23 protein-coding genes are annotated in these 25,895 nt (G+C 43.6%); 15 read left to right on the top strand and 8 right to left on the bottom strand.

The window, feature by feature from the left end:
* The 3 genes from ACE3MZ_RS17400 to ACE3MZ_RS17390 all read left to right on the top strand — a co-directional run bounded on the left by ACE3MZ_RS17400 (position 1) and on the right by ACE3MZ_RS17390 (position 1,602).
* Entirely contained in the window at positions 1-438 is a 438-nt protein-coding gene (locus ACE3MZ_RS17400; RefSeq protein WP_411343394.1) for a hypothetical protein, read from the top strand.
* Positions 439-507: 69 nt separating this feature from the next.
* Entirely contained in the window at positions 508-642 is a 135-nt protein-coding gene (locus ACE3MZ_RS17395) for a hypothetical protein (protein ID WP_411343393.1), read from the top strand.
* A 297-nt stretch (positions 643-939) separates the two neighbouring features.
* Positions 940-1,602 (top strand): hypothetical protein, encoded by a 663-nt coding sequence (locus ACE3MZ_RS17390; RefSeq protein WP_411343392.1) that lies wholly within the window; start codon positions 940-942, stop codon positions 1,600-1,602.
* 82 nt (positions 1,603-1,684) lie between these two features.
* Here the strand turns inward: ACE3MZ_RS17390 and ACE3MZ_RS17385 are convergent, their stop codons facing one another.
* The 6 genes from ACE3MZ_RS17385 to ACE3MZ_RS17360 form a co-directional block, all read right to left on the bottom strand.
* Complete coding sequence (locus ACE3MZ_RS17385) at positions 1,685-2,878, bottom strand: aminotransferase class I/II-fold pyridoxal phosphate-dependent enzyme (protein WP_411343391.1); 1,194 nt, start codon at positions 2,876-2,878, stop codon at positions 1,685-1,687.
* 21 nt (positions 2,879-2,899) lie between these two features.
* Positions 2,900-3,991, bottom strand: coding sequence for an MFS transporter (locus ACE3MZ_RS17380; protein WP_411346833.1), 1,092 nt, complete (start codon positions 3,989-3,991; stop codon positions 2,900-2,902).
* 80 nt (positions 3,992-4,071) lie between these two features.
* The gene (locus ACE3MZ_RS17375; RefSeq protein ID WP_411343390.1) at positions 4,072-5,493 is read right to left on the bottom strand and encodes an acetyl-CoA carboxylase biotin carboxylase subunit family protein; all 1,422 of its coding nucleotides are present in this window, start codon (positions 5,491-5,493) and stop codon (positions 4,072-4,074) included.
* Positions 5,494-5,515: 22 nt separating this feature from the next.
* Positions 5,516-6,280: a glucose 1-dehydrogenase gene (locus tag ACE3MZ_RS17370; RefSeq protein ID WP_411343389.1), complete on the bottom strand. Its 765-nt coding sequence runs from the start codon at positions 6,278-6,280 to the stop codon at positions 5,516-5,518.
* Between the two features lie 23 nt (positions 6,281-6,303).
* Entirely contained in the window at positions 6,304-7,002 is a 699-nt protein-coding gene (locus ACE3MZ_RS17365; protein ID WP_411343388.1) for a cupin domain-containing protein, read from the bottom strand.
* A gap of 18 nt (positions 7,003-7,020) precedes the next feature.
* Complete coding sequence (locus tag ACE3MZ_RS17360; protein WP_411343387.1) at positions 7,021-7,695, bottom strand: bacilysin biosynthesis protein BacA; 675 nt, start codon at positions 7,693-7,695, stop codon at positions 7,021-7,023.
* Positions 7,696-8,128: 433 nt separating this feature from the next.
* Between ACE3MZ_RS17360 and glmS the strand changes: the two genes are divergently transcribed.
* Entirely contained in the window at positions 8,129-9,937 is a 1,809-nt protein-coding gene (gene glmS, locus ACE3MZ_RS17355) for a glutamine--fructose-6-phosphate transaminase (isomerizing) (protein WP_411343386.1), read from the top strand.
* Between the two features lie 122 nt (positions 9,938-10,059).
* Here glmS and ACE3MZ_RS17350 read toward each other — a convergent pair whose 3' ends face one another.
* The gene (locus ACE3MZ_RS17350; protein WP_411343385.1) at positions 10,060-10,833 is read right to left on the bottom strand and encodes an SDR family oxidoreductase; all 774 of its coding nucleotides are present in this window, start codon (positions 10,831-10,833) and stop codon (positions 10,060-10,062) included.
* A gap of 298 nt (positions 10,834-11,131) precedes the next feature.
* On the opposite strand from ACE3MZ_RS17350, the gene deoC reads away from it, so the two are divergent.
* The 9 genes from deoC to ACE3MZ_RS17305 all read left to right on the top strand — a co-directional run bounded on the left by deoC (position 11,132) and on the right by ACE3MZ_RS17305 (position 21,615).
* The gene (deoC, locus tag ACE3MZ_RS17345; protein ID WP_411343384.1) at positions 11,132-11,797 is read left to right on the top strand and encodes a deoxyribose-phosphate aldolase; all 666 of its coding nucleotides are present in this window, start codon (positions 11,132-11,134) and stop codon (positions 11,795-11,797) included.
* A gap of 93 nt (positions 11,798-11,890) precedes the next feature.
* Entirely contained in the window at positions 11,891-12,298 is a 408-nt protein-coding gene (locus ACE3MZ_RS17340; RefSeq protein WP_411346832.1) for a cytidine deaminase, read from the top strand.
* 192 nt (positions 12,299-12,490) lie between these two features.
* Positions 12,491-13,684: a NupC/NupG family nucleoside CNT transporter gene (locus ACE3MZ_RS17335; protein ID WP_411343383.1), complete on the top strand. Its 1,194-nt coding sequence runs from the start codon at positions 12,491-12,493 to the stop codon at positions 13,682-13,684.
* Positions 13,685-13,814: 130 nt separating this feature from the next.
* Entirely contained in the window at positions 13,815-14,999 is a 1,185-nt protein-coding gene (gene deoB, locus ACE3MZ_RS17330) for a phosphopentomutase (RefSeq protein WP_411346831.1), read from the top strand.
* Positions 15,000-15,092: 93 nt separating this feature from the next.
* A complete protein-coding gene (gene deoD, locus ACE3MZ_RS17325; RefSeq protein WP_411343382.1) occupies positions 15,093-15,800 on the top strand; it encodes a purine-nucleoside phosphorylase in 708 nt (235 codons plus the stop codon).
* Positions 15,801-16,037: 237 nt separating this feature from the next.
* Positions 16,038-17,339, top strand: a complete 1,302-nt coding sequence (locus tag ACE3MZ_RS17320; protein ID WP_411343381.1) for a pyrimidine-nucleoside phosphorylase — start codon at positions 16,038-16,040, stop codon at positions 17,337-17,339.
* A gap of 622 nt (positions 17,340-17,961) precedes the next feature.
* Positions 17,962-18,132, top strand: coding sequence for a Spo0E family sporulation regulatory protein-aspartic acid phosphatase (locus ACE3MZ_RS17315; RefSeq protein ID WP_411343380.1), 171 nt, complete (start codon positions 17,962-17,964; stop codon positions 18,130-18,132).
* A gap of 518 nt (positions 18,133-18,650) precedes the next feature.
* Positions 18,651-20,084: a helix-turn-helix domain-containing protein gene (locus ACE3MZ_RS17310; protein WP_411343379.1), complete on the top strand. Its 1,434-nt coding sequence runs from the start codon at positions 18,651-18,653 to the stop codon at positions 20,082-20,084.
* Between the two features lie 172 nt (positions 20,085-20,256).
* On the top strand, positions 20,257-21,615 hold the full coding sequence (locus ACE3MZ_RS17305; RefSeq protein WP_411343378.1) for a hypothetical protein: 1,359 nt from the start codon (positions 20,257-20,259) through the stop codon (positions 21,613-21,615).
* 187 nt (positions 21,616-21,802) lie between these two features.
* Here ACE3MZ_RS17305 and ACE3MZ_RS17300 read toward each other — a convergent pair whose 3' ends face one another.
* Positions 21,803-23,272, bottom strand: coding sequence for an RICIN domain-containing protein (locus tag ACE3MZ_RS17300; RefSeq protein WP_411346830.1), 1,470 nt, complete (start codon positions 23,270-23,272; stop codon positions 21,803-21,805).
* A 593-nt stretch (positions 23,273-23,865) separates the two neighbouring features.
* Between ACE3MZ_RS17300 and ACE3MZ_RS17295 the strand changes: the two genes are divergently transcribed.
* Complete coding sequence (locus ACE3MZ_RS17295) at positions 23,866-24,897, top strand: FIST signal transduction protein (protein ID WP_411343377.1); 1,032 nt, start codon at positions 23,866-23,868, stop codon at positions 24,895-24,897.
* Positions 24,898-24,907: 10 nt separating this feature from the next.
* Entirely contained in the window at positions 24,908-25,876 is a 969-nt protein-coding gene (locus tag ACE3MZ_RS17290; protein WP_411343376.1) for a methyl-accepting chemotaxis protein, read from the top strand.
* Positions 25,877-25,895: the final 19 nt, after the last annotated feature.

The following is a 25,895-nucleotide window of genomic DNA, read 5'->3' as shown; positions in this document are numbered from 1 at the left end:
TTGAACCTACAAGAATTAATGAAAATGCCTGACAGGTTACCTACCGAGACTTTGGAGAACGTATTTAATCAAGCCATTCAAGATTTCCAAAATCAATCCAACAATGAGAATGAGTTTCTAGAAATCATTATGGAATTGACCGATCGGCAGGTTATGACATATCAGCTGTTGGATACAGAAATCAGGAATACGATAGATCAGATCCTATGCTCTATATTAAATATTGAGATGTATCACAATGTAGATATCATCTTATCCATTGTTATTAATCTGGGTTTGGAGAATTGCTTTAACCTTTTTACACAGTTTGTTGAGAGCAATGTACAAATGGACAAAGAAACATATGACGAAATTACAGCAGCTATTGAAGAAGTAGGCAATCATATCTGCAATCCTTACTATGATTTAGAAGCACTCAAAAAAGACGTTAAACTTTAAAATGATCAAGAAGAATAAAATGTCCAGATAAACCGTCAAAGGCGATGACGAATGTTAGGAGGAATGAGCATGTATTCGTATCATGGCTGGGCAGTTGTTCATCCAGAAGGTCTGACTAATCTAGGGGATGAGCAGCAAGTAAACATGATGCGCGAGATTCAGGAATATGTCGAATATCTGCAAGAACATTTGGATGTTTTCTAAATTCAAGTAATTAATAGTCAATATCATATTTGGCTAACCGGCTTTAAAAATCGTAAAGTAGCAGATGAACTTGAGCCGATTCATCTGTTATCCAAATTAGCTACATATACAGATGAAGCGTATAGAATAATCTACGTTTATGATGATGAAGATGATTGATATTAGTAAGGGGGAACATACTTGAACTAACATAGAACGCCACGATTTAGCATCATACATGACGATGACGAAATAATATTGGCATATTTTAATTGCTGGTCGATTGTCAACGGGAAAGAGAACGACGAGTACCAATTCATGCTTGGCGATATTCAGTGGATGCCCTGTGCATACAAAGCTTCTTCTATAATCGGAAATATACGCTTAGGCATTTTAAACTATACTGGTAATAAGATCGGGGAATACTTTGTTCATTTGCAACAGCGAACAAAGTGGCATGATCTTGGTAAGCAGGAATGGATGATAGATACGATTATGAACGAAGCAATATGTATGGAAGAGTTAGAGATGTGGGATTTGCTCAGAGATGATCGTCATATATCTCCCGGTATGTGGTTGACATTTTCTCATCATCGGCGAGAGATATGGTTGAAAGTAGTCAGATATCATGCGTTGTATCACAACATCCCCTATACGACTACATCGTCCGCTGCAACTCAAACTATGCCCTCTTTTACAATAGATATGCAGCATATTCGGGATCGTGTATCTTTCTTTTTAATGCTAGGGGAATGTCTCAATGGAGCTGCTGGCTATTACGGAACTGGTCAGGATAGTTTGAAGGATTGCCTATGTGGCGGGTTTGGAGTCGTTCCTCCTTTTACATTGCGAGTGATCCATGCTCCTCACCAACACTGTAAAATACCAACACCAAACAATTTCGCCCAAGAATATTCGCAAATAATCGAATTGCTACAAGATTCCGATGTGGAAGTTATCCTATTTGCTATGGATTATTAAACAGAATACCATGCAAATATCCCCTGTCGAATTGTATTCAACAGAGGATGATCTTGAACATTGCTAATATCTACAACTCCGTCTAACGTGAAATGGCACTAAAATCTACATTCAACCCAGCTATACGTTGGATCATCTCTTCCAGTCGTTCCAGTTCAATAATCATGGACAAGCGAATATAGCTACGTGCCTGCGTACCGAATATTTCTCCCGGTGTAACAGCAACATGCGCGTGTTCCAGAAGCAGTCTGGTAAACGACATGGAATCCCATCCTGCTGGTACTTTTGCCCATACATAAAAGGTTCCACCCGGCTTAACAATTTCCCAGTTCAGCACTTCCCAGCAACGAGCGATAAAATAATCGGTTCGTTGCTCATATACAGCGGTTAGTTCTGTTACACACTGCTGATCTTCCAGCAAGGCAGAAGCAGCAGCCTGCTGTATAGCGCCAAACAGGCTGACGAATACATGATCCTGAAATGAGTGGATGGCCTGAATCATCTGGCGATTCCCTACTGCAAAAGCGACACGCCAGCCCGCCATATTGTACGTTTTGGACAGGGTGTAGATTTCGATCCCTGTTTCTTTGGCGCCTGGAGACGACAGGAAGCTGACAGGCTTATGTCCACCCAAACCGATTCCGGCATAAGCGAAGTCATGAATAATCCCGATATTATGTGTCTCAGCAATTTGAACCGTCTCGTCAAAAAAAGAAGAGGTAGCCACCGCACCCGTAGGATTGCTCGGATAGTTCAGATACATCAATTTGGCTTGCTCCAGCTGACCTTTATCCATATTGGCATAGTTGGGAAGGTAGTGATGCTCCGGCAATAGATCCATATATTGAGGAATAGCTTGAGCCATCATCAAGCCGGACAGATATTCCGGGTAACCGGGATTGGGCAGCAGCACAGTATCTCCTTCGTTCAATAGCGACTGACTTACCGCATACAATGCTGCTTTACCGCCATTGAACATCACAATCTCTTCATTCGGATCAAGGTCGACATGATATTCTCTTTTGTAAAAAGAACAGATGGCTTCTTTGAAAAAGGAATGACCGCGAAATGGAGCATATTTGTGCAGAGCTGCATCGGATGCCGCCTGTTGAAGCGCATGTACAATATGAGGTGGAGTAGGTAAATCTGGATTCCCTTGACTGACATTGATAATATCGATTCCTTGATGAATCATTGCATTCACTTTGTTGATAATAACAGAGAATTCTTGATCGGGCAGTTGTTGTACCCGCATAGATGGAGAAATAAGAACCATGATTCTACTCCTTTGATCGCATTACGTGCCGATATGTTTCGACTGCTGCACATGCAATTTGTTGACAAAGAATGTATGAACAAACAGCCCACCAAGAATAACAGTAATGACGGTAATGATAACGGGGGTACTCATCAGATTAATGAGGATGGAACCGAGAGAAATGAAGATGCCGATCATAGCTTCAGATACGGCAAATATCCGTCCCTGCATATGGTTGGCGGAATGCTCCTGTACTTTGACTTTAGCCAATACTTCGCCGTACTCCATAGCGATAAAGAATCCATTGGCAGCAAGGAGTGCAACTAGAAAGCTACCGGAAACAGTGAACAATGACAGGGAGACAACGCTCAAAATAACAAAATAAGCAAGTCCGCGAGTATTATTGAATCCCCAGCGTTCGACGAGGTGAGCACCGATGAAGCCGCCAACGCCAATACAGATCGTCAGAATAAAGTTCCCGACTTCCCCTTCTCCGACATAGCTGCTAACAACAGGAAAATAACTGTATATGATACCCCAGAGCAACGCCATCGTCATCATCGTCAGTACACCATTCAGGACAAAGGGATTGCGTACAATTTCGCTCAAGCCTGCTTGAAGCGAGGAGCCAGACGGTCGTGTCGATACCGTAGCTGGAGTCGATGTTAAAGAAATACGCATTCTACGCAGGAATATGGCAGATACAAAATACGTGAGGGCATTGAACAACACCGCCCATGTAACCGAGCCAGTCAGCAGGAAGATTGCTCCCATACATGCACCGATTATAATAAACAGAGTAGTAGCCTTGGCAAAAATCGTATTTACATACTTAATATCCTCACCGAGAGAAGACATAACAGCAAGGCGCGCCGGATTGAAAAATACGCCACTACCGTAACAGAACAATAGCAACAGCAGAAATAGCCACGCATATTCGCCTTCTGGTAGGAAAGCGATACCGGCAAACATGCAGCCTCGAATGATATCTGTCCAGATCATAATGTTTAGACGGTCAAATCGATCGATCAGCGGGCCCAAAAACGGTTGAAAGATGGTGGGTAGGCTGCGGACGATAATAACCCCGGACGTTACCCAATAATCTTGGTAATAGGTAGACAAAATAAGCAAAGCTGGCAATACGCAATAGTCGCCCATATAGGACAATGCTTGACCGATCAGCAGCATTCGGGAATTAAAATTGATTTTGCTCATACAATAACCGAAGCGTCCTCAGCGAACAATTTGGCGCTTTTTTTAATATTTTGAATGGTACGGATGATATCTTCTGAACGAGAAGACTGAATCTCCAAATAAGCCAAACCATTAAAGGCTTCAAATAAACTCAGATCAATGATCGATCCCGCAGCGATTGTACTGTACGAGGTAATCCGCGCATCGCCGGACAATATATGCTCTCCAAGCTCAATCTGCTGAAATTGAATATGCGAAGCAGTGTCCGATAATTGACCAGTTGCTTGGAAGTCGTGCGGGTACAAATGGAAATCGGCTATATACGTTTGTGGGCGAGTCAGCAGACTGGCAGGCAGCTGATGGGAATATCCATCGCACAGCACATCGACCAGCACCTGAGCGCTATCAACATGAAACGCTTTTTTGATATTGGGAATCATATTCCAGCCTGCAAATCGTGCTGCCGTCTCAATAATACCGACCTCTCGATGCTGCATGAGCTTAACTTCGGTATGGGTGGCGCAATATTGCAATCCCAGCCCTTCATTCGCCAGTTTCACTGCGGTAATGATACGTTGTTGTGCATCATCATCCAGAATGGTTGAAGTAATGTGCGCTGTCTCGGTAAAGCCGATCTGTGGTGTTTTATCGTGAATAGCAAGTGGATGATAGATGCCATCGACCATGATTCCTTCTACACTCACATAGTCGGAGTAACCGGGGACATCATACCAATCTTCATAGTTGCCTTGTAAAAATTGCTCAACGATAAAAGGCGCTTCATAGGTAACGGCTTTGGGCACGTTAATACTTTGCAAATACGTTTGAGCATCCAAGAATATCTGCTCTGCTTGCTCTGGTCCGTATATAAACGTCACTCCGATCGAGCTTGCTAGATACGTAGGCTTTAGCACAAGTGGGAATCCAACCTGAGTGACTGCTTCACGGAAATCTTCCAATGTCGTTACCCGGTGGCTACGAATAGAAGTGACCCCGGACTGGTTGAACGATTCACGCATTAGATTTTTGTCTCTTGCTTTGATTGCTGCTTGTGCACCTGCTCCACGTAGCCCCAGACGTTCGCAGGCTTTTGCCATAGGCGCAATGAACAATTCATTGTTGGTCGTTATAGCATCCACTTCAAATTGCGTAGCTACTCGTACTAGATCTTCTACCACTTCAGCTTCTGACTTGGCATATTCTTCATGAGCCCAATAAATAGACTCAGGATGTTCAAAATCACGAATATGTTGGAAATGATCCATATCTTTGATAATAGCTACAGAGTATGTCTCAATCAGCCGGGCATGATTTTGTGTAATCGCAAAAGGACGCGGAATATAACTGATGATATTGTAATGCTCGGCTACACTTTCATAAAACATATGTGGCGGACATCCGCCCAGATCGGCAATAACAAGTACTTTTTTACGGCTCATTCTTCATGCTCCTTCATTATCATTATCTGGCTGTATAGCCGCCATCCACGGTCAATGCTGCGCCTGTCATATAACTGGAAATATCGGATGCCAGAAACATCATCGCATTGGCAATATCCTGTGTTGTACCGAGACGTCCCAGTGGACTCAGCTTGGATTTTTCCTTTTTGATCGTGGCAAGAGTGCCCTCGTGATTGGCGGTAAATGATTGTTCATTTAGTGGAGTATCGATAATTCCCGGACATACGCAGTTGACACGAATATTGTAAGCAGCATATTCGATGGCAAGCGATTTGGTTAATTGCAGTACCGCGCCCTTGCTGGCATTGTAAGCAGGGATACCGGGCCATGCAACCAATCCACTCACCGAGCAAGTATTAATAATATTGCCTTTGTTGATCGTCATCATATACTTCAACACATGCTTGCTGCATAGAAATACACCCGTCACATTCACATTCATCAGACGATTCCATTCGTCCAATTCCATGTGATGAAGCGGTGTGCTGATTTCGATGCCAGCGTTATTGATAAACACATCAATGGTGCCGTAACTATAAATAGACTGTTGGATCAGACGAATACAGTCTTCTTCCTGTGTAATATTCGTATGAACAAAAAGAAAACGGTCGCTGTTTAGTTCAAGCTGAATACGTTCTCCTTGTTCTTTGTTAATATCGGCGATGACTACTTTGGAGCCTGCTGCCCAGAATGCCCGTGCTGTTTGCAGTCCGATACCAGACGCTCCGCCTGTAATGACAACAACTTTTTGTTCCAGATCATTCAATGGGTATCATCCTTTGATTAGAATTATCGATTTTTGTTTTTGTTGTAGCGTGGTGGCATGAAAATATTAATCGAGCGGGAGTGATGATCCGACGTGTTGATGGCGCTGTGCTTTTCGCGGGCTTCGCAAAAATACGTAACCCCAAACTCCATCGTCCGCGTGTATTCCTCAATGGTCATCTCATATCCGCCACCGATACAAATCCCCAGTTGCTCATTCCGATGCTTATGCTCTGGCATCGCTCCGCCATTGCCGGGAATATCCGCGAGCATGATTTCGATCCAATCTTCCACGAAAAAAGTAACTTCCATGCCAGGAAGCAAATCTCTTGTGCGATATACATCCAGAAAATAATCGTCCGGCGCAGTATAGACTTCATCGTCCTTGAGACGCTTCACATCGATAGCGATCACTTCTTGGTCGGTCGGATTGACTGCTCCATGAGGGACGAACGGTGGTGCAATATAGGCGCTGTCCAATGCCTTCATATGTCGTTGATGCTCGCCAACCTGCATGATCAGCTCGCCAGAGATCACCATGCCCAGTTGCGCTTCCTCATGCGCATGCAGATCCATATGTAAACCAGGAGGAATATAAGAAATCAGAATTTCCGTGCTACCGCGTCGGGTCGAGTATTGACGTATGCCATTGTCCCATTCTTTGAGAATGGCTTCAGGAAAGTAGGTTTGTTCCGTGTTAGAAGCATGAGATATAGTTTCCATAGATAAACTCCTTTGACATTAGATACTTTTAAAGACCGACCAGCTCATTGGAATGGCTTTGAATTCACATGCAAAGTTCAATCCGTGTTGCTGCATGGCAATCTGATTGGTGAGCGCAATATTGTACACACCTTCAGCAACGAGTCGAGCAGCGACACTAGTAGAGGTTACAGTTTCGATATGAGCGGATGTTCCAAGAAAATATTTAAGTAAGTTAATTGGTGCTGGGTGGGAGACAACAGGTTCACTGGCAAGCATGGACGGATGAAATTCAAAATCCTGTCGTACAGCAAGTCCGTACAATGGAGTATCGCAGCGGAACAACTGGATCAGGCTAATATTTTTGCGCATGTAAAAATCATTGATACCACCATAGGCATGGGGAACAATAACATAGTCCAATAAGCCGGCTTCCAGCTTCTCCATACACTGCTCAAATGTATCGTATAGCAACAGTTCACTGCGAATGCCTTGATTGGCCAAATAATGAAACGAAAACAGACTGGCAGCATATTCACTGCTTGTTCCGCTGGGGCCAAGTGTACCAATTCTTGCAAAAGAAGTTTGTTGACCATCATGCGTTTTCATGAAATCAGTTAATGTCATCAATTTCATCACCATTTTTAGTTTTTTAGTAGACATATTTTCACAAATCATTTTCACCAGCGACCTTTGCAACACACCTTTCTGCAAGGTTATAATTTCATACAAATACATATATTTACAAAGTTCTCAATCAATATAAGGGACGATACTTAAAATTGTCAATACCGTTTTAACTGTATACGATAGGTGAATGTCGTGTTAAATGTCATCAATACATAAAAATAGAATATTTCAATATAAAATAAACGAAATTATTTTATATATGTAAACTTTATTGACTCTAATTGTAAAATGTAAAGAAAAAGAATATTGAAAATAATTTATAAATTATGGTAATATTTTAAAAGCGCTTGGGCTAAAGGGATTGTATTTAGTTGACGAGGACGGAGGAGTATCGAAAATCAGCGGATGCCTCCCAGCTGCTTATCAAAGCTGTAAGCTGCTTTTTAAAAGAAAAGGCGACTTTTTGAACAAAGAGAGCAGTATGATAAACAACCAAGTATACACAGGAGGAATCACTATGTGCGGCATTGTAGGTTATATTGGACAAAATATGGATACGGATCATTTTCTGCTTAGCGGTCTGGAAAAGCTTGAATACAGAGGCTACGATTCTGCCGGTATTGCGCTTTTGAATGACGAAGGCATCCACGTATTCAAAGAAAAGGGTAGAATTAGTGATTTGAGAAAGACTGTGCATACTTCTATTCCTGCTACGCAGGGCATTGGTCAAACCAGATGGGCAACTCACGGCGCTCCTAACCGTGTAAATGCTCATCCGCATCAAAGCCAGTCGGGGCGATTTACTCTTGTGCACAATGGGGTTATTGAGAATTATGAATCGCTGTACGAGAATTATCTGAAGGATATTCCGTTAACAAGCGATACCGACACGGAGATTATTGTGCAGTTGGTGGATTTGTTTGTGCACGAAGGACTCGAAGTGTCAGCTGCACTTTTAAAAGTATTGAATCTGTTAAAAGGATCGTATGCGATTGCTATGATCGACAAGCAGGATGCTGACAAAATTTATATTTGCAAAAATAAAAGTCCGCTACTGGTCGGTCTGGGCGATGGCACCTTTAACGTGTTTGGATCGGATGCGTTGCCGATGATCCATGTTACCAAAACCTTTGTACAACTGCTCGACGAGGAAATGGTCATTGTGGAACGCAAGCAGGTAACGATCAAAAATTTGAAAGGTGAAACTGTCCTCCGGGATTCATTTCAAATGGATCTGGATCTGGACGATATCCAAAAAGGAACGTATGCGCACTATATGCTCAAGGAGATTGATGAGCAGCCGTTTATCGTGCGTAAGATCATTCAGGAATACCAGAATACAGGTAGCGGATTTGAGGTACAGTCCGATATTGTCGAAGCCGTCAGTACGTGTGACCGAATCTATATCATTGCCTGCGGCACCAGTTATCATGCTGGCTTGATCGGCAAACAGTATCTTGAAAACTGGGCACAGGTTCCGGTAGAAGTGCATATTGCTAGTGAATTTTCTTATAATACGCCGCTATTAGCACGAAAATCGCTGTTTATTTTCATTTCGCAAAGTGGTGAAACGGCGGATAGTAGAGCGGTATTGAAAAAGGTAAAACAGCTCGGTTATCCTGCGCTCACGATTACGAATGTTGTCGGTTCGACTTTGTCCCGGGAAGCGGATTACAGTTTATTTTTGCATGCTGGTCCCGAAATTGCAGTTGCTTCCACCAAAGCATATACCGCACAAATTACCGTGCTCGCGATTCTTGCAGCAGTAACAGCTGATCACAAAAGCATCCCGCTCTCATTCGATCTGCTGCATGAGCTTGGCGTAGTTGCGAATGCGATGGAGCTGATTTGCGACCGCAAGCCGGAGATGCAGCAGCTTGCACGCGAATATTTACATGATTACAGAAATGCTTTCTTTATTGGCAGACATATCGATTACTATGTCGTTCTGGAAGGAGCGCTCAAATTAAAAGAAATCTCTTATATTCAGGCAGAAGGCTTTGCAGGAGGGGAACTCAAGCACGGTACGATTGCTCTGATCGAAACAGACACTCCGGTTATTGCGCTGACTACGCAGTCCAATACGAACCTTGGTATTCGCAGTAATATGAAGGAAGTGGCAGCACGCGGTGCCAAAGTGTGTACGATTGCGATGGAAGGGCTAGACAAGCCAGATGATCAATTGATCATCCCGTCTGTACATGAGCATCTGACACCACTGCTTGCAGTTATTCCTTTACAAATCATTTCCTATTATGCCGCTCTGGAAAAAGGCTGCGATATCGATAAACCGCGCAATCTGGCAAAATCGGTAACTGTTGAATAGTTGTATCATTATTCAGAACATAAGATAGTTAGAACAAAGCAGCACAGTCGGGCACGCTTATAAGCGATTCCAGACTGTGCTGCTTTTTTTGAGATCGATATATATGAGAAATGATAACTATATCAAAGACTTCGCAAAGCACCGCCATCTACTGATATTTGCTGCCCTGTCACATAACCAGCGTTAGGCGAACATAGGTAAGCAATAAGGGAAGCAGTCTCTTCTGCCGTACCGGGGCGCTGTGCCGGAATCGCGGTATTCACCGACTGTATAGCTTCCTCCCGGCTCCATTGCTGCGCCGATTGCAAATTGCTTATGTACTGATGATAGCGATCCGTTACGATGGTGCCGGGATTGATACAGTTTACGGTAATATGATACTTTGCCAGTTCCATAGAGATATTTTTGCTGGCATTGATAATAGCGGCATTCACCATACCATTGGTAAACATGTTAGCGCCCGGTTCTTTCCAGAAGTTGCCTACAAGACTGATGATACGACCCCATTGTTGCTGCTGCATCAGGGATGCTGCGCGCTGCATACAATCGATATATGTTACAGCTTTGACGGTAAACGTCTGTATAGCCTGTTCCGGTTGGAAGGTTGAGAAGCGGTCGGGAGCACCGCCCGGAATATTGTTAATCAGAATATCAAGACGCTCATAATACTGCACGATTTGGGCAAAACACTGCTCACGCACTTCGGCATCAGTAATATCTCCCACAAACAAACTATGTGCTCCGGGTTGGATCGCATGTACTTCTTCCAGCACTTCCTGTAACTGCTCGTGCCTGCGCGCATTCAAACATAACGTATACCCTTCAGCTGCCAGAGCGAGAGCAGCAGCTTTCCCAATCCCTTGACTAGCGCCGGAAATCATAGCAATTCGATTCATGTATTCTACTCCTTTGAGTTATTTTCCACTATTTTATAGTAAATGAAATATAAGGACGTTACAATGTGCATAATGTATGCTATCATAACAATCGTTTGCCCCATTTTTCCTGTGTGCACTTTACTGAACATAATTTCAAAAACAGTTTTACATTTGTTCAAACGGGTGCTATGATGATTCTACAGGCAGTCATACCCTGACTCATGATGTTACGTTCGACCGATTGTTTGGACAATACACACGACCAGGGCAATAACACAAAGTGTGGCATGATTGAATATCAAAGGAGCGATAATAGATGAATGTGGCAAAACTGATCGATCATACGCTGTTGAAAGCGGATGCGACACAGGCGGAAGTTGCCAAGCTGGTTGACGAAGCGAAGAAATACCAGTTTGCATCGGTATGCGTAAACCCAACATGGGTGTCTTTCTGTGCAGAACAACTGCAAGGTACAGGCGTGGATGTATGTACAGTAATCGGTTTCCCTCTGGGAGCGAATACGCCCGAAGTGAAAGCTTTTGAAGCAGCTAACGCGATTGCTAACGGTGCAACGGAAGTCGATATGGTCATCAATATCGGCGCGCTCAAAGATGGCAACAACGAGCTGGTTGAACGCGATATCCGTGCAGTTGTAGACGCAGCCAAAGGCAAAGCGCTGGTTAAAGTAATCATCGAAACGTCTCTGTTAACCGACGAGGAGAAAGTACGCGCTTCCGAATTGTCTGTCAAAGCAGGTACTGATTTTGTGAAAACATCTACCGGTTTCTCCACTGGCGGCGCAACACCGGAAGACGTAGCTCTGATGCGCAAAACGGTTGGCCCTGACATCGGCGTCAAGGCTTCTGGCGGCGTACGCAGTGAAGAAGATCTGAATGCCATGGTAGCCGCAGGTGCAACGCGTATTGGCGCAAGCTCCGGCGTGAAAATCATGGAAGGCGGCCAGTCCACTTCTTCCTATTAATGCAGCTTTACAATATCCGGTCTGTGTAATGCAGACCGGAGCACTGCTCGGACAGTGAAAGTAACAACAGGAACGAATCTACCCGGAAAGGCCGTGGAATGTATGAAAGAACAACTGATTCAAGCGGCAATTGAAGCGCGCAACCATGCGTATGTACCGTATTCTCATTTCCAAGTAGGTGCTGCCCTATTGTCCGAAGATGGCAAAGTGTACGGCGGAGCCAACATTGAGAACGCGTCCTACGGACTGACCAATTGTGCGGAACGTACTGCTATTTTCAAAGCAGCTTCTGAAGGTGTACGCAAGATTCAAGCGATTGCGATTGTTGCGGACACGGATGGACCGGTTTCACCATGTGGCGCATGTCGTCAGGTAATTGCTGAATTCAGCGATGAGAATACACGCATTTATTTAACGAATCTGCATGGCGATGTGAGCGAGTGGAGTATCGGGGAGATTTTGCCGGGATATTTCCAAGCGAAGGATATGGATAAAGGCTGAGACGGTGCCAAGCACCGTTTTTAAAAAGCTGGATGTCATAACCATTGTTTTTCAATCGATATTGTAAGCGCTTTATGAATGAGAGAGAAAGTTTTCATGATTATTTTTACTGTTGCTTGAACGGGAAAAGGGTTGCCACGATGCAACCGATGACCGGCAGAAGCGACAACATAGAACAGGAGCTAATTACGCATGAAGTATATTATCGCTATTATCGGTATTCTGGTTGTCTTCGGTCTGGCTTATATCGCCAGTAATGACCGCAAAAATATCCGTTACCGTCCACTGATTACAATGGTAGTTTTACAGATTGTTTTGACATTTGTGCTGCTATATACTACCGCTGGAGCAACACTGATTGGCGGATTCTCGGCTATATTTGAGCATTTGCTCGGCTATGCAGCTGAAGGAACAAACTTTGTCTTTGGTAATTTTGTATTTAAAGAAGTAAATGGTCAAATCCAAACTCCGTTCTTTTTCAATGTTCTGATGCCAATCGTATTTATCTCGGCACTGATTGGTATTCTGCAATATTTTAAAATCTTGCCATTCGTTATTCGCTATATTGGTCTTGTATTGAGCAAGATTAATGGCATGGGCAAGCTGGAATCGTACAATGCGGTTGCATCCGCGATTCTCGGTCAGTCCGAAGTATTCATTTCCGTCAAAAAACAAATTGGTCTGTTGCCGAAGCACCGTTTGTACACATTGTGTGCATCCGCGATGTCTACCGTTTCTATGTCCATTGTTGGCTCATATATGTCCATGCTGCAACCACGTTATGTTGTTACAGCACTAGTACTTAATCTGTTCGGTGGTTTCATTATCGCTTCCATCATCAATCCGTATCGTGTAACAGCGGAAGAGGATATACTGGAAGTACAGGAAGAAGAGAAACAAACCTTCTTCGAAATGCTGGGCGAATACATCATGGACGGCTTCAAAGTTGCGATCGTTGTTGCTGCCATGCTGATTGGTTTTGTCGCATTGATCGCTATGATTAATGGTCTGTTCGATCTGATCTTCGGCATCACATTCCAAGAAATACTCGGTTACATCTTTGCACCACTAGCATTTGTAATGGGTGTGCCGTGGGCAGATGCAGTTACTGCAGGTAGTCTGATGGCAACCAAGCTGGTTTCTAATGAGTTTGTAGCTATGTTGCAACTGGGCGATCACAAAGAACTGAGCGCACGCGCTATTGGTATCGTATCCGTCTTCCTTGTATCGTTTGCTAACTTCTCGTCCATCGGTATCATCTCCGGTGCGGTCAAAGGTCTGCATGAGAAAAAAGGGAACGAAGTTGCGAAGTTTGGTCTGAAGCTGCTGTACGGTGCAACATTGGTCAGCGTATTGTCCGCAACGATTGCTGGTTTGTTCCTGTAATACAATCGGCACAGTCGGCAAAAGGGCAATAGAGAAAGCTGTTATTTTCAAGCACCCCCGATCTGTTGTAAAATAGGTTTTTGCACTGTTTGCAGAAATCACGCTGTTCATAACGGAAAGGAGCACAATTATCATGACACCATTCAAACGCGTACATCTGATCGTTATGGACTCTGTCGGCATCGGTGAAGCACCAGATGCAGCAGAGTTCGGCGATGTGAACGTTGATACATTTGGGCATATTGCCCGCGAAAACGGCGGTCTGAACATGCCGAATATGGCAAAACTCGGACTGTCCAATATTCGCGAAATTCAAGGTATACCAGTAGCGGATCAGCCACTTGGGTATTACACCAAAATGCAGGAGGCTTCCCGCGGTAAGGACACGATGACTGGTCACTGGGAGATCATGGGTCTGTATATCGATACCCCGTTCCGCGTATTCCCAGATGGATTCCCAGATGAGCTGATTCAACGCATCGAGGAGAAAACAGGACGCAAAGTTATCGGAAACAAACCGGCAAGCGGCACCGAGATCATTGATGAGTTAGGTGAGGAGCATGTGAATACCGGCGCGCTGATCATCTACACATCCGCCGATTCTGTTTTGCAGATCGCTGCTCATGAAGAGATCGTGCCACTCAAGGAATTGTACGAAATCTGTGAATTCTGTCGCGAGATTACACTGGATGATCCCTACATGCTGGGACGCATCATTGCACGTCCATTCGTTGGCGAACCGGGCAAATTCACCCGTACATCCAATCGTCACGACTACGCCTTGAAGCCGTTCGGTCCTACAACGATGAACGCGCTGCAAGATGCAGGTCTGGACGTAATCGCAATCGGGAAAATCGCTGACATTTACGATGGCGAAGGTGTAACGGAATCGATTCGCACCAAGTCCAATATGGACGGTATGGATCAACTGGTGCAGGTAGCTGGCAAGCCATTCCACGGACTGAGCTTCCTGAATCTGGTCGACTTTGACGCACTGTTCGGACACCGCCGCGATCCGAAAGGATATGCGGATGCGCTGGAAGAGTACGATGCACGTCTGCCAGAAGTATTCGATAACATGGACGAAGATGATCTGCTGCTCATTACAGCGGATCACGGGAATGATCCTACCTACACAGGAACTGATCATACCCGCGAATATGTGCCACTGATCACTTACTCCAAACGCTTCAAAGATGGCGGCAAAGAATTGCCACTACGTACTACCTTTGCCGATATCGCTGCAACGGTAGCCGAGAACTTTGATGTGAAGAAGCCGGAGTACGGTACAAGCTTCCTGTCTGACCTGAAATAATATAGCGAATGATATGTTTGCCTATAAAATCATATTGAATATGTAGATGCCCTGTTCATTCAGGGCATCCATTACTTTTGGAGGTTATACACAATGAGCGTTCATATTGGAGCCAAACCCGGCGATATCGCCGAAACGATCCTGCTGCCCGGCGATCCGCTGCGTGCCAAGTACATCGCCGATACGTATCTGGAAGATGTAACCTGTTATAACGAAGTGCGCGGTATGCTCGGCTTTACCGGTACGTACAAAGGGCAACGCATTTCCGTACAAGGAACGGGTATGGGTCTGCCATCGATCAGTATCTACGTGAACGAGCTGATCAGCGAGTACGGCGTCAAAAACCTGATCCGTGTCGGTACATGTGGCGGTATGCAGGAGCATGTGCATGTACGTGATGTCATTTTGGCACAAGCAGCAAGTACCGATTCCAGCATGAACAATCACATTTTCGGCAATTACACGTTTGCACCAGTTGCCAGCTTCCCACTGCTAAAAGCTGCTTATGATCGTGGTGTGGAAAAAGGTCTGAACCTGCACGTCGGCAACATTTTCAGCTCCGATTCGTTCTATCGCGATGACAAAACGATTACCGGTCGTCTGATGGAATACGGCGTACTGGGTGTAGAGATGGAGACTAGCGCACTATACACACTTGCTGCCAAATTCGGTGTGAACGCACTGACAATTCTGACTGTTAGTGATCACCTGCTAACTGGTGAAGAAACGACATCTGAAGAGCGTCAAACGACCTTCAACGAGATGATGGAAGTCGCACTGGACGCAGCGATCTCGCTGTAATCTGTAGATTGATACAGGATGCGCTTTATTGGATATAGATACCCATCTAGGTAGCTATGCAGTGGAAGGTATCCTATAGAACAGCATAACGACAGACGATACAATTCGCATTCGTACTCTGCCAACAGAATCAATCTGGCAAAGTGCAGAAACAATGTCGCATCGTCTGTCGAATGCTTTTCTTCCGATGATTTTGATGTTAGGTTTGTGTTAATTTTAAAATAGGAGATGATCTGTATGAGAATGGTAGACCTGATTGAGAAAAAACGTGATGGCAAAGAACTGAGCACCGAAGAAATCAACTTTATTATTCAAGGATACACCGAAGGCGATATTCCAGATTATCAAGTGAGCGCATTTGCAATGGCGACCTTCTTCAAAGATATGACTGACCGTGAACGTGCTGATCTGACAATGGCAATGGTCAACTCCGGCGAAACAATCGATCTGTCCGCGATCGAAGGCGTCAAAGTCGACAAGCACTCCACTGGCGGTGTAGGCGATACGACGACACTTGTACTCGCTCCGCTCGTAGCAGCATTGGATATTCCAGTTGCCAAAATGTCCGGTCGTGGTCTGGGTCATACAGGCGGCACCGTGGACAAGCTGGAATCCGTAGAAGGATTCCACGTTGAAATTACCAAAGACGAGTTCATCAAGCTGGTAAACGAAAACAAAATCGCTGTTATCGGTCAAAGCGGCAACCTTACTCCAGCCGACAAAAAGCTGTATGCGCTGCGTGACGTAACCGCAACTGTGAATTCTATTCCACTGATCGCCAGCTCCATCATGAGCAAAAAGATCGCTGCCGGTGCAGATGCTATCGTACTGGACGTAAAAACCGGTGCAGGTGCATTTATGAAAACACCAGAAGCAGCCAAAGAACTGGCACATGCTATGGTAAGCATCGGTAACAATGTCGGTCGTAAAACGATGGCAGTTATCTCCGATATGAGCCAACCTCTTGGTCTGGCAATCGGTAACTCGCTGGAGATTCAAGAAGCAATCGACACACTCAAAGGTCAAGGTCCCAAAGATCTGGAAGAACTGTGTTACGAACTAGGTAGCCAGATGGTATATCTGGCAGGCAAAGCAGATTCATTGGAAGATGCCAAAGTAAAACTGCAAGAAGTAATTGAGAACGGTAAAGCGCTGGAGAAATTCAAACTGTTCCTGTCCAGTCAGGGCGGCGATGCTTCCGTTGTCGATCATCCAGAGCGCTTGCCACAAGCACAATTCCATATCGAACTGCCAGCCAAACAAGACGGCGTTGTGGCTGAACTTGTCGCTGACGAGATCGGTACCGCAGCGATGCTGCTAGGCGCAGGACGCGCAACCAAAGAATCCGAGATCGATCTGGCAGTAGGTCTGATGCTGAACAAAAAAGTTGGCGATACCGTCAAAGCTGGTGAATCGCTTGTAACGATCCATGCTAACCGCGAAAATGTAGACGATGTAAAAGCGAAACTGTATGACAGCATCCGCATCGCCGATCATGCCGATGCACCAACACTCGTATACGGCACAGTAACTGAGTAATTGCGCTAATTCTTTTCTCTGTCTGCATCGGATATAATCAAGGTTGGTATACAACCAGTTTATCTGTGATAGTGAGATATGAGATAGAGTGAAATTTGAGGATACAAATGAACTATAAAAACCGTTATTGCTCATTGAGCGATAACGGTTTTTGTGTATAGATTGTTCTTTTTTTAGATAGGCATCTCTTTGTTGGATATAAGTATTTTTGTTCAATGAGTAACGTATTTCACTTGCAAACTCTACTTTTGTACCCCTCCAAAAAGCTAATTTCTTATCCATTGCTCATATGTAATTTCAAATATATCAGTCTGCAAAAAATGACAATTCCTAAGTACATATGCCTTATTTATAGCAATACGTGTGATGTGGTTGCGTAAATACGAATGGTTCGATTGAATCAAATTCAATTTAACGAAATGAAAATTCAGTCAGCTACTACATCTCCAACACTTAACACCGATATAACTAATATTGCCAGTATTTTAAATATATGAATGATACGATGAGCCGTATAAATTTTATGTGTGATTCATCAAATGGCAATCCCCGATAAATATAAACCAGCGATATGATAATAAAAAAGAAATAATTTACAATTAAGGAAGGGATGAAAGTGGATATGATCGGATGTCTGCAGCGAATCGAGCAGGAACGTCAAGAACTGCATAATCTGGTGGAGCAATTCGGATTCTCGGACCACCGTGTACTGCTGAAATCGCAGCAACTAGATCAAACACTGAATGAGTACAATCAGCAATGGATTAGTTATAAAGCGATTCAGCAGCAATAGTCTGAGGTAACAAAATATAATAAATAGGCGATGATCGGAAGCTTTGACGTATAGTAAGAGAAGCTGTACAAGCCGGGCAGAAGCGTACACAATGAAGGCACTTCGACATTGACCGTCGGACCGGACGGAGTAGAATATAGCATGCAGGGGACAGCATGTTGCCTTACATTGGGAATGAGCATTAAAGACAACATGATTTAAACTGGAAGAAATCATCAGAAATGCACCGATTTATGGTAAATCATGAAGACGTTTGCATACAAAAGATGTAAGCGGATTTATAAAGTTACAGAATCTTTATAACAAAGTGACATTACTTTTCTTTGAATGATTCTCAAAAATAGTGTTATATTAATTAAGTATGGAACATGTTAGCCATCTACAGGATGGTTTTATTATCGTTGGAGAAAATAGAGTCAGCACAATCTACATATGCAATGCAGTACGTTCCCGCTTCGTTGCACAATACCAAGACAACCGGTCCAAGTGTACCCGGCTAAGTTAGGAGAGATTACGTCATGCCCAAAGCCCTCAACATTCGTTCCATTGTGGAACAGGAAATTCAGAGCAAAGGATATAACCTGAGCCAGTTCAGCCAGATTTCCGGTATGAACCGCGGCACCCTGAGCCTGATCCTGAACGGCAATCCATCCAAAATGCCGTCCATCCCGCAAATGGACAAAATGGCAGAAGCGCTCGGTTACGAGCAGGGCTGGCTGTATGAACTGTATCTGAAAGAATGCTTTGACCGGGAAGTCCCGCATTGGAGAAGACTCAAAAATTTTCTGTACCGTTGCCTACAACTGGGCAAAGATCATATGATTCAGCAGGTACTGGATCGCGTGCTGGAAGATTCCAACCAGACAGGCGCTATTTTTGACGCAGCGGAAGAGTGGTATGAAGAAGGCTATCGTGAACAGCTTCTGCCATTGTATCAATGTGTCATTATTCATGAGCGTTATCGTCATGCGGAACGGCTTGCTGTGAGTCACTATCGTATTTTCCGCCTGAGCCAAAGCGAGAACTTTGAGAACAATCTGCGCGCTGCCATCGCCTTTGAACCGTATCGGAATGAACTGCCGATTGGGTTCAGGTTGGATGGTTTGTTAAAGTTGGCGAATATTTATTACAATCAGCATATGTGGGAAAAGGTTGAGTTTTTTGCTGATGAATTGCGGGAATTAGCAACGACTGCCTATGAGAATCGAATTCACATGCAAGATAACAAAGATGGCGAACGCGGTATAAAAACGGAACGACATTTAGTTGTTTATTATGGACATGGCTTCTTACTTAAAGGTAATGCTTTAGAAGAACAGAGACGATACCAAGAAGCGTTGACTTATATAGAAGGATACAAGGATTTGACATGGTTTGAAGGTTTAAATGAAATTGGCATAACAGAAATCAAAAAGTTCAAAGAGTTTTCCATAGCTAACGAATTGAATTTAGCAATCTTAACAGGTGATATGAATCAACTGGATAACTATGTCGATTTCTTATCGAAAAATAAGATGGAGTTGCTCCCCGGATTATTGACAATTGTTACTTCAGCCAATAAATATCACTTCGCTATAGATCATATACTAACGTTTTTTGAGGATGAACTTCTAAATTTGGAATCCAATAAGTTATTCTCAGAGAATTATTATGATAAAAATTTTAATCTCGATCATTATACAGATCTTTGTTTTCATTTAGGAATATACTTTTTGGAAAAAAACGACTATACGAAAGCGATAAATAATATTATTATTAGCTTAGAAATTTCACAGACTATAAGGAAGCATAAGCATGTAATTAATGGATTGGCGCTTCTTTATTTTCTTCGATCTTTATTGGATTCTAAACAACATGAGCGATATGATCTTATAATGAAAGGAGTGTTAGCAAATGAAGAAATTATTCCTACCCATTGTATCCCTAATGATATTAACAGTAACGATACTTAACAGTGCTCCTCCTTTCATTTCAAATACATCTGTCTTTTATACTGCAAGCACATTGGGACATGGACAAGGAACCTAGTAGACCGGCTTCAAATGAAGCGCCTATATCATAATAGGCGCTTCATTTTTCTATATAATGATATAAGTATAAAATTGGATACGAGGGATAGAAATTATGAGAGGAAATCAGTTACATACGATAATAGAGAATGAGATGAGAAGAGCAGGTGTTAATTTCAATCAGCTTAGCCAATTGACTAATATCAATAGGGGAACATTGAGTTCTATATTTAATACTAGTTCATTAAAGCTGCCTTCAATTGAACAATTGGATAAGATAACTGAAAGTTTGAATCTTAATATAGGTTATTATTACGATGTCTATATCGAAGAGTATTTTCGTGATTTCAACCCACACTGGAAAAAGTTAAAGCCTTTGGTCTACCGGTGCTTACGACCACAGTTTCAGAAGCAGCTGAAGCGCATATTAGAACTATTGATGGAAAGTAATATTAACCTATCCAAGTTATTTATTTTCACGGAAAGTTGGTTTGAAGAAGGATATCGAGACGAATTATTATTATGTTATAAATACGTGATCAAATTTGAAAAATATAATTATAGTGAGCAGACTGTTTTGAGTCGATACCGGATATTTTATATTGAGTCGAGTAATAATGATTTTGAGAAGGACTTGCACGCTGCTATTGAATTCGGATCTCATTACAGTGAATTGGATGAGCATTATAGATTGGATGCTCTGTTGAAATTAATTAATATCTATTTTCGTCATTGTCAATGGGATAAAGTGATAGAGTTGAGTAAGGAAATGAACTTAGTTTCTAAAAATGTATATGAACGAAAACTTCATTTGCAAAAAGACGAGAACGAAAAAGTGATTTTTCGTACAGAGAGACATTTACTGGTTTATTATGCACAAAGTTTTCTTATGCCTCAAGCTGCTTTGGAGGCTCAAGGGAAATATAAAGAAGCATACACTTATATAGCGCATTATAAAGATTTAAGTTGGTTTGAGAATCTTGATCAATTAGGTATGATTGAACTGCAAAAATTCCAAAAATTTGCTATTGCTAATGAATTAAACATATTAATTTCAATGGGGGATTTTAAAAAACTGCCAGAGTACATGCAATTTGCTGATCAACATCCTGATGAGCTTTTACCTAGTATGTACTGTATAGTATTATCGGCTAATAAAAATGATTTCTCTCTAATTAATGATTATGACTGGATTTTAGAGAAACTAAACTTTATCGAACAGTCAAATATTGAAGATAGTTACTACGAGGTGATTTATAGTTTGGATTGGCTAGAAAAATTATATCGCCAATTAGCTATATATCATTTTCGTTATGCAAATTATAGTGAGGGAGTTCGATATCTTTCCAAATGTCTGGCACTCGCCAATCAATTTAACAAAAAGAGCGAATTCAACGAATATCCCGAACTGATGAATATCCTAAAAGAATGGTCGTTGCTCATGGAACGCAATCACAAAAACGATCCTAGCTGATTACATCCAAAAATCCTCCCATGCAAATAACTATACTCACTACATCCGTTTAGACATAACCATTCCAATAAACAAAAAACCAAAGCCCCTGCTAAGTTCTCATAGCAAGTAGGCTTTGGTTTTTTAATTTAGATTGAACTTGGTTGCTTATTCAATACCACCCAAGTGCTTGCTTCATTTCTCCCTCTCAATTCACCTTCACAATCTGAAAATGCTGGTTCGTGCCGCCATTATCCGTCCACTGAATCGCTTTTGCTCCATCCGCAGTGGATTGATCCGAAATATCAATCAGCTTACCAGTCGCACGGTTTTTGAGTTTGTAATACCCGCCACCGACGCTTACGAGTTGCCATTGCTGACTTGTCCAACCACCATCTGTCCATTGTTCAATAACAGCGCCGTCAGCAGTGTTGCCACTCTCCACTCCAATGAGTTTGCCCGTAGTGCGGTTGATGATTTTATAATATCCGCCGCCTGCGTCGGTGATTTGCCATTGTTGGCTAACAGCTCCACCGCTGGCGCGTTGTTCGAGGTCGGTGCCGTTGGCGGTTGCGTCGCCAATTACGCCGAGTAATTTGTTGCTTTTGCGGCTGATGATCTGGTAGGAGGCGTTAGCATCCCAGCTGTCAGTAATGTTATTGCCGGTAATGCTACCAGTCGCGGTATCCACGGTAATACTGCCATACCAGTTCATTGCCAGACTGGTAGCGCTTGGGAAGCTCAGCGGCAGCCAGACGTATTTGGAATCCTGAACGGGACCGCTCCATGCGCCTGCCCAGCGATCGCCCATATACAGATACGATGTCGTTTGCGATCCTTCTACCGGTACGACGTATGCAGATTGCGAGCCGTAAGTCGTGCTATCTGCGAAGTTGCTCAAGCCACTCCATGTGCCGGTAATGCTACTAGCGGTTGCATATTTTGCCTGATTCGGGTTCCAGCCAGTTGCGCCGGAGGTGATCAGGAAGTAGACACCGTCTTTTTTGAACATAGCAGGGGCTTCGCGGTATTGCCCTGTCCACAATGTGGTGACAAGTGAATCGACGCCCAAGAAATCAGGTGTTAATTTGTAAATGTTCAGGTCGGCATTGACGCGTGTAGCAGAGATCAGGTAGGCGGTGCCGTTGTCGTTATATACGGTCATATCGCGGGAATCGTAGCCAAGTGGACGGAAGCTACCTTGATACGCATAGTTACCGTCTACGGTATCGGATGTGGCAACAGCGACACGAGCTTCGCCGTAATCCGAGCCGTTTTCTTTGTGCATCCATAGTACATATTTTTTGGTGGAGCTGTTATAGATGACTTTTGGACGCTCGATATTGGATACATTCAGTTCGGAAGCGGAGCTGCTGGTCAGCACATTGTTGCGGAACTCCCAATTTTTCAGATCGGCGGAGCGATAGACGGATACGGCTTTGAATGTGCCGTTCGTATTGCGGTTCTCGCCGAACCAGTAGTAGTAGCCACTGACTTTGATCATGCCGCCACCGTGGGCATGCACGATATTGCCACTTGTATCTTTGAATTGAATGCCGTTCGTAATGGTCACGGGTGCTGCGGACACCTCCTGTGCCGGAATCAGCAGATTGCCCAGCGTTTGCAGCAGCAGAGTCAGGGCAAGCAGGGTGCTGAAACGGCGAAGCTTTTGCGTCATTGTACGGTTTGCGGTTAACAATTTCACTGTACATCCACCTCTGGCTTTTTATTTGAAAGCGATTACATAATGCTCCAGCAAAATGGTCTGTTCTTCGATAGTCACGGCTCAGGAAACGGGAAGACGTTGGATAGAAATGAGTAGGTGCGTATCTTCCACATGCGTAGCATACAAAGCCGGTGCAATCGAAAACATGAACTATGTAGGTTGCCGATTATGTAATGCTCTCTTGCATCTTATTCTAACAGGCTTCCAAAATACGGCATATCAGACAATATTGCAATGCATATAAGAATAGCGAGAGTCAGCAGCATTATCTGTATCTGAGCTGTATTTTGTGAAGGTCGATGATTGCTAGATCAAGAGACTAGGTGGGAATAAAAGTATAAATGTAATATTTTGGCGGAAAATAGCGGAACAATGCGCATTATACCTAAAGTTTGTCGTGTAGAAAACCGATGATTAAATCACATATCTTTTTGTATTCCTCTAACTTAGTTACTTCAAATGTTATGCAGTCAAAGCATCAAGCATGGAATGCCCATCGTTGCACGGGCATGACCACATTCACATTACAACAAGGGGAGAAACCCATGCAGTCATTATATTTTACGAGTACGATTCAAGCGAAAGAATATATACAGGAGAATCCAGATACCGGTATTGTACTGTTTGCCGGTGTGGAAAAGGTTAAGGAACTGAGTGCGGTTGCTACTGCTCATACGGTACTCTGCTCCACGGCAGGCGAGTATACGTCGGAGGGATTCCGCGAAGGCGTCATTAGCGGCTTCGCGTATCCGACTTCCTTGGCACAGGCGATTGAGATTCAGTCGCCAGCGATTTTGAGCATTCATGAGTTGCAGGCGGGTTACAACAAAGTCCGTCACAATCCCAATGCGTTTATGTTTATTTTGTACGATGGTCTATCGGCGCAAGAGGAAGGTGTCATGACGACGCTATTCTTTATTAAAGATGATTTTAAGGTGATTGGTGGTAGTTCAGGCGACTATGTGAAGTTTCAGGAAACGGCAATTTATATGGGGGGCAAGCGCGTACACGGGGTTGCAATGTATTTTGATTATCCGAAGCGTACGCAGCTGGTCAAAGAGAATCTATATTTCTCCACCAAGCAGCGTTTGCTTGTGACAGATGCCGAGCCGCTCAAGCGTATTGTATATAGCTTCAATAATCGTCCGGCGACCGAAGCCTATGCTGAAGCGCTTGGTATCCCGGAGAGCCAGCTGGAGCAAGCATTTATGAATTATCCGCTGGGCAAGGTGATCAAGCAGGATACGTATATTACTTCACCGATGAAGGTGAATCCAGATCGCTCGATCACCTTTTACGCGCAGGTGGCACCGAATACGTTTATGGATGTACTGCAACCGTCGGATATTCAGGAATGTTTTCAGGATACGTTGAATCGGTTAGCGTTCGCACCGAGCTTTATTTTTTCGCTGCATTGTATTTTGCGCAGTCTGAAATTCAAAAGCGAGAATACGTGGAAACGTCTGGACGATAAGCTGCTGAGTGTGTGCAAAAATCAGGCAGGTTTCATCAGCTATGGCGAACAGATTCATAATAAACATTTCAACCAGACGATGGTGCTGTTGGCATTTGAATAGGAGGAACAGCATGCTGAAGAGCATATTTAAAGGAAAGCAAGCAGAAATGGTACCACAAGTCGTGCAAGCGCAGGCGGAGGAGCAACTCAAACCGAACACACTGCCTTATGTATATCTGCTGACCGATGAAGTGGAGAAAAATATTAAGCTACTGTTGAATGAAGAAGGCAATATTACGTACGGATTTCAGCAGGCAGCGGCTTCGTTGAACGAAACGACGACCGAGATCAAAAGCATTGAAAATGTACTGCATGAGCTGGATCGTGAAACCGAGAGCATTATTAATGAAGTCGGCAACAGTATTGAGATCTCCCAGCAGACTATTACGCATACCCAGCAGCTGGTCAGCACGTCAGCAGGTCATATGGGCGATGTGTCCGCGGTGTTCGAGAATTTTGTATCTGTGTTTACCGCGATTGAAAAGAAATACGCCGAGATTAACCAGTTTGCCAGCACGATTACCAATATTGCGACCCAGACCAATCTGTTGTCGCTTAACGCTTCCATTGAGGCAGCACGAGCGGGGGAAGCAGGGAAAGGCTTTGCCGTCGTTGCAGGCGAGATCAAAACCCTATCTGATACGACCAAAAAAAGCGCCACCGACATTCTCGATCTGCTGGGCGATATGAGCAAAATCATGGAGTCGATCCGTCTGGAATCGGACAAAGGCAAAGATATCGTCAAAAATGCAGCGGATACGATGCAGCGCTCGACCGAAAGCTTTGAAAGTGTAATGAACGCTGAGGCAGAAGTGAATCGTCAGCTCGGCATCGTCAAATCGTCTCAGTTGAAAAGTATTAACGATATTGCGCGCAACATCTCCAATATCGCCGATCTGTCTGGTAAGCAAAATCGTAACATCGACGAGCTGATCTACAATGGTGGTAAGAAATCCGAGCAATATTTGTACATCCTCAATCACTTGAATCAGATTCAAATGCTACAAGATATCGACAAAGGCAAACCAAGCGGCAAATAAAAGGCCAACAGACAGATAG

The sequence above is a fragment of the Paenibacillus sp. WLX1005 genome, assembly GCF_046603685.1.
Classification (GTDB): Bacteria; Bacillota; Bacilli; order Paenibacillales; family Paenibacillaceae; genus Saccharibacillus.
Note: the sequence above shows the minus strand (reverse complement) of the source record. Positions and strands in the feature narration are given on the sequence as shown.